The organism is Cellvibrio sp. ATLC23 (genome assembly GCF_057196725.1).
In genome coordinates this window covers 1-324 of sequence record NZ_JBXUOS010000038.1, presented here as the reverse complement: position 1 = coordinate 324, position 324 = coordinate 1, and the positions used below count along the sequence as shown (strand labels likewise).

Below are 324 nucleotides of genomic sequence, written 5' to 3'. Positions count from 1 at the left end.
AGCAAGTTGGAACCACCTGATCCCATACCGAACTCAGAAGTGAAACGACTTAGCGCCGATGGTAGTGTGGGGTCTCCCCATGTGAGAGTAGGTCATCGTCAAGCTTCTAATCCAAAGCCCCGTCAGCACTGCTGGCGGGGCTTTTCTATTAGTACAAGCCCTTGATTGTTGTAAGGGTGTAGCAAGCAGAATTCTTAAAGCAATTAAAGAAAGCGCTTGCGAATAGTAAGAAGGTGCGTATAATGCGCCTCCCACGGTTGAGCCGAAGCGCTAACCGGTTTTTTAACAAGACAGATCAAGCAATGCGTGTGGGCACTTGCGGAT

1 rRNA gene is annotated in these 324 nt (G+C 49.1%); it reads left to right on the top strand.

The features are described from left to right. Nucleotides 1–104, top strand: a 5S ribosomal RNA gene (gene rrf, locus AC2CG4_RS20085); the annotation flags it as partial. Nucleotides 105–324: the final 220 nt, after the last annotated feature.